The sequence below is a fragment of the Actinomadura sp. NPDC049753 genome (genome assembly GCF_040674655.1).
GTDB lineage: Bacteria > Actinomycetota > Actinomycetes > Streptosporangiales > Streptosporangiaceae > Spirillospora > Spirillospora verrucosospora.
The window spans coordinates 1-4,324 of sequence record NZ_JBFARL010000347.1 but is presented as its reverse complement, the minus strand read 5'-3'; the positions used below and the strand labels follow the sequence as shown (position 1 = coordinate 4,324).

Annotated in this window: 5 protein-coding genes and 1 pseudogene; all 6 read left to right on the top strand. The window is 75.9% G+C overall.

The genetic code is table 11. From position 1 onward, the window contains the following. The coding region (locus AB0K37_RS40490) for a zinc-binding dehydrogenase (RefSeq protein WP_363991106.1) at positions 1-444 on the top strand (444 nt) is incomplete at its 5' end. Between the two features lie 111 nt (positions 445-555). After that, entirely contained in the window at positions 556-1,542 is a 987-nt protein-coding gene (locus tag AB0K37_RS40485) for a sigma-70 family RNA polymerase sigma factor (protein WP_363991103.1), read from the top strand. A gap of 130 nt (positions 1,543-1,672) precedes the next feature. Continuing rightward, the gene (gene pcaH, locus AB0K37_RS40480; RefSeq protein ID WP_363991100.1) at positions 1,673-2,338 is read left to right on the top strand and encodes a protocatechuate 3,4-dioxygenase subunit beta; all 666 of its coding nucleotides are present in this window, start codon (positions 1,673-1,675) and stop codon (positions 2,336-2,338) included. Beyond that, complete coding sequence (pcaG, locus tag AB0K37_RS40475) at positions 2,338-2,901, top strand: protocatechuate 3,4-dioxygenase subunit alpha (protein ID WP_363991098.1); 564 nt, start codon at positions 2,338-2,340, stop codon at positions 2,899-2,901. Before pcaH ends, pcaG begins: the two co-directional genes overlap by 1 nt. After that, on the top strand, positions 2,891-4,111 hold the full coding sequence (gene pcaB / locus AB0K37_RS40470) for a 3-carboxy-cis,cis-muconate cycloisomerase (RefSeq protein WP_363991096.1): 1,221 nt from the start codon (positions 2,891-2,893) through the stop codon (positions 4,109-4,111). Before pcaG ends, pcaB begins: the two co-directional genes overlap by 11 nt. After that, positions 4,108-4,324, top strand: a pseudogene (locus AB0K37_RS40465) (hypothetical protein); the annotation flags it as partial. The gene pcaB and the pseudogene AB0K37_RS40465, both read left to right, overlap by 4 nt.

The following is a 4,324-nucleotide window of genomic DNA, read 5'->3' as shown; positions in this document are numbered from 1 at the left end:
GTCGACGCCGCGGCCCACGACGACGTGGCCGAGGCCGTGCGCGAGGCGGCCCACGGCGGCGCCCACGTCTCGCTGGACGCGCTCGGCAGCCCGGCCACCGCCCGCGCCTCGGTCGAGTCCCTGCGCCGCCGCGGCCGGCACGTCCAGGTCGGGCTGCTGCCGCCCGGCGCGGGCCGCGCCGACCTGCCGATGGAGCGGGTGATCGGGTGGGAGCTGGAGATCGTCGGCAGCCACGGGATGGCCGCCCACGCCTACGGCCCGATGATGGAGCTGGTCCGCGCCGGGACGCTGCGCCCCGACCTGCTGGTCGGCCGGGTCCTGGCCCTGGACGACGCCCCGGCCGCCCTCGCCGGGATGTCGGGTGCCGGGATCACGGTGATCGAACCTCAGCGCCGGCGGCCGCCCGGCGACGGCACCGGGCGCGGCCACGGGGCGCAGGCGTAGGATCCGAGGTGATGCCCGTGTTCTGTCGGTGGGCTCGTCTACGGTCGGAGGCGACGGCGCCCGCCGCCCTCGCCGCCCTGGCGATGCCGCCCAGCAGAGGTGACGACCACCATGCCCGACACCATGCCGAACACCGTCGAGACAGACCGTGACTTCCAGTCGCTGGCCGACCCGTACCGGCGGGAGCTGCTGGCGCACTGCTACCGGATGCTCGGCTCCATCCACGACGCCGAGGACCTGGTGCAGGAGACCTACCTGCGGGCATGGCGCTCCTACGGCGGCTTCGAGGGCCGCTCCTCGCTGCGCACCTGGCTGTACCGCATCGCGACCAACGTGTGCCTGACCGCCATCGACCAGCGCGGCAACCGGCCCATGCCGTCCGGCCTCGGGGCGCCGAGCGACGAGCCCGAGCGGCCCGTGGTGGCCTCGGACGAGGTGCCGTGGCTGGAGCCCGCCCCCGACGCCGTGCTCGGCGCCGACGCCGCCGACCCGGCGACCATCGTCACCGCGCGCGAGAGCACCCGGCTGGCGTTCGTGGCTGCCCTGCAGCACCTGCCCGCCAAGCAGCGGGTCGTGCTGATCCTGCGGGACGTGCTGAAGTGGCGGGCCGCCGAGGTGGCCGAGCTTCTCGACACCTCCACCGCCGCGGTCAACAGCGCGCTGCAGCGGGCCCGCGCGCAGCTCGACGAGAACGCCCCCCTGCGCGACGAGCTGGTCGAGCCGACCGACCCCGGCCAGCGCGACCTCCTGGAGCGCTACGCGAAGGCGTTCGAGACCGCCGACATCGCGAGCCTGATCGAGCTGTTCAAGCAGGACGTCGTCTGGGAGATGCCGCCGTTCCCGCAGTGGTTCGTCGGCGCCGACCACGTCGTCCGCCTCATCAAGGCCCAGTGCGGTCCCGCCCCCGGCGACATCCGGATGGTCCCGGCCGCCGCGAACGGGCAGCCGGCCTTCGGGCTCTACATGCGCGACGACGAGGGCGTGCACCGCGCGTACCAGATCCAGGTGCTGAGCGTCACCGGCGACGGCGTCGCGCACGTCTCGGTCTTCTTCGACACGAGCCTGTTCCCGGTGTTCGGACTGGCCGAAAGGCTCTGATCGCGCCCCTCGTCTTCCACTGGGCGGAAGCCGGGCTCCGGCGCACGCCGCACGGGCTGCGAGGGTGGTGGGCCGGGCCGCGGCTGACCGAACGCGTCCCGGCGGAAGGCGAGCAGGAGGGGACGAGGCCATGACGCACCCGCCGTACCTGTACCCGGGCTACAGGAGCACCGTGCTCCGCGCCCCGTCCCACGAACTGGTCATGCCGAAACCGGGCCCCGACACCGTCGAGCTGACCTCCCCGGTCTTCGGGCACCAGGAGCTGGGACGGAGGGACCACGACCTCACCGTCCAGCACACCGGCGAGCCGCTCGGCGAGCGGATCGTCGTGACCGGCCGCGTGCTCGACGGCGCGGGCCGCCCGGTGCGGGGGGCGCTCGTGGAGGTCTGGCAGGCCAACGCCGCCGGCCGGTACCACCACCTCGGCGACGTCCACCCGGCGCCGCTCGACCCGAACTTCACCGGCGCCGGGCGCTGCCTGACCGACGGCGACGGCCGCTACCGGTTCGTCACGATCAAGCCGGGCGCCTATCCGTGGGGCAACCACCGCAACGCCTGGCGGCCCGCCCACATCCACTTCTCGGTGTTCGGCACCGCCTTCACCCAGCGGCTCGTCACCCAGATGTACTTCCCCGGCGACCCGCTGTTCGCCTACGACCCGATCCTCCAGTCGATCCCGGACGAGCGGGACCGGGAGAAGCTGATCTCCCGCTTCGACATGGACACCACCACGCCGGAGTGGGCGCTCGGCTACCAGTGGGACATCGTCCTCGGCGACACCCCGACGGAGGCCTGATGAGCACGCCTTCTCCCACGCCCTCGGCCATGACGCCGTCGCAGACGGTCGGCCCCTTCTTCGGCTACGCGCTGCCGTACGAGGCCGGCCCGCAGGTGGTCCCGCCGTGGCGGCCCGACGCGATCCGGGTGCGCGGGCGCGTCCTGGACGGCGCGGGGGAGCCGGTGCCGGACGCGCTCCTGGAGATCTGGCAGGCCGACGGGAAAGGCGAGGTCCCGCGGCGCCCCGGCGGCCTCGTGCGCGACGGGCACGGCTTCTCCGGCTTCGGCCGGTGCGCCACCGACGCCGACGGCGGCTTCTGGTTCAGCACCCTCAAACCCGGCGGGATCGGGGAGAGCGCTCCCTACATCGCCGTGCTGGTGTTCGCCCGCGGCCTCCTCAAGCCGGTCTTCACCCGGCTCTACTTCCCCGAGGACTCGGCCGCCCACGCGTCCGACCCGCTGCTCGGCGCCGTCCCGCGGGAGCGGCGCGCGACCCTGGTCGCCGAACGCGAAGGGGAGCGGGAGTACCGGTTCGACGTCCGCCTGCAGGGAGACGGGGAGACGGTGTTCCTTGCCTTCTGACGAGCACCCGCCGCCGTCCGGCGGGCACGGGCCCGCGGGGGAGCCCCGTCCGGCGCCGGACGCGGGCCTGCTGTCGCCCGTCCGGGCGGGGACGGAGGCCGAGGCCGCCACCAGCGACCTGGCCTACCTGACCGCCATGCTCGACGCGGAGGCGGCGCTCGCCCGCGCGCAGGCCCGGCTCGGCCTCGTCCCCGCCGCCGCCGCGGAGGCGATCACCGCCGCCGCGGACGCGGACCGGTTCGACCTGCCCGGCATCGCCCGCCGGGCGCGCGGCTCCGGCAACCCCGTCGTGCCGCTGGTCGCCGATCTGCGCGCGCTCGCGGGCGCCGCGGGCGAGCACGTCCACAAGGGCGCCACCAGCCAGGACATCGCCGACACCGGCGCCATGCTCGTCGCGGCCCGCGCCAGGCGCGTCGTCCTCGCCCACCTCGACCGGGCACTGGACGCGCTGGCCGGGCTCGCGGCGCGGTACCGCGACACGCCCATGCCGGCCCGCACGCTCGGCCGGCAGGCGCTGCCGACGACGTTCGGCGCCAAGGCCGCGGGCTGGCTCATGGGCTGCCTGGAGGCGCGCGAGGGGCTCGCCGCCGTGGCGCTGCCCGCCCAGCTCGGCGGCCCCGCCGGGACGCTGGACGCCTTCGGAGACCGGGCCCTCGACCTCGTCGATGCCTACGCGGAGGAGACCGGGCTGGCGCGGCCCGTCCTGCCGTGGCACACCCGCCGCACGCCCGTCGCCCGGCTCGCGGCGGCGCTGGCGGTGGCCGCGGGCGCCCTCGGCAAGATCGCCACTGATGTGTGGCTGCTGGCGCAGAGCGAGGTCGGCGAGGTCGCGGAGGCCGCGGGCGCGGGCCGGGGCGGCTCGTCGTCGATGCCGCACAAGCGCAACCCGGCGCTGTCCGCGCTGGTCCGTTCCGCCGCCCTGCAGGTCCCGGCGCAGGTCCAGGTGATCCTCGCCGCGCAGGCCGCGCCGCACGAGCGGCCGGCGGGCGAGTGGCACGCCGAGTGGCAGCCGCTGCGCGAGTGCCTGCGGCTGACCGGCGGCGCCGCCGAGACGGCCGCCGAGCTGCTGGACGGCCTGGAGGTGTCCACCGAGCTGATGCGCGCCGACCTCGACGACCTCCTGGACGTCCTCGGCGACGACCCCGGGACCGGGGCCGCCGCCGACCTCGTGGGCCGGGCCCTCGACGCCTACCGCAGGAGCCGCGCGTGATCGCGGCGCCGCGGCACCGCCTGGACGGTCCGGACGGCGCGCCCGTCGTCGTCCTCGGCCCGTCCCTCGGCACCTCCATGGACCTGTGGCTTCCGCAGCTGCCCGCGCTCACGCGCGCCTGGCGCGTGATGACGTCCCGCCCTGGAGTGGCCGTCCCGCGGGGACGGCTACCCCGGGAGGTCGTCGCGGGGGAGGCGCAGGACGAAGCGGGCG

Bases quoted from the DNA above. Each gene is read 5' to 3' on its own strand.
- AB0K37_RS40485 (WP_363991103.1), top strand. From the start codon at position 556: ATGCCCGACACCATGCCGAACACCGTCGAGACAGACCGTGACTTCCAG.
- pcaH (WP_363991100.1), top strand. From the start codon at position 1,673: ATGACGCACCCGCCGTACCTGTACCCGGGCTACAGGAGCACCGTGCTC.
- pcaG (WP_363991098.1), top strand. From the start codon at position 2,338: ATGAGCACGCCTTCTCCCACGCCCTCGGCCATGACGCCGTCGCAGACG.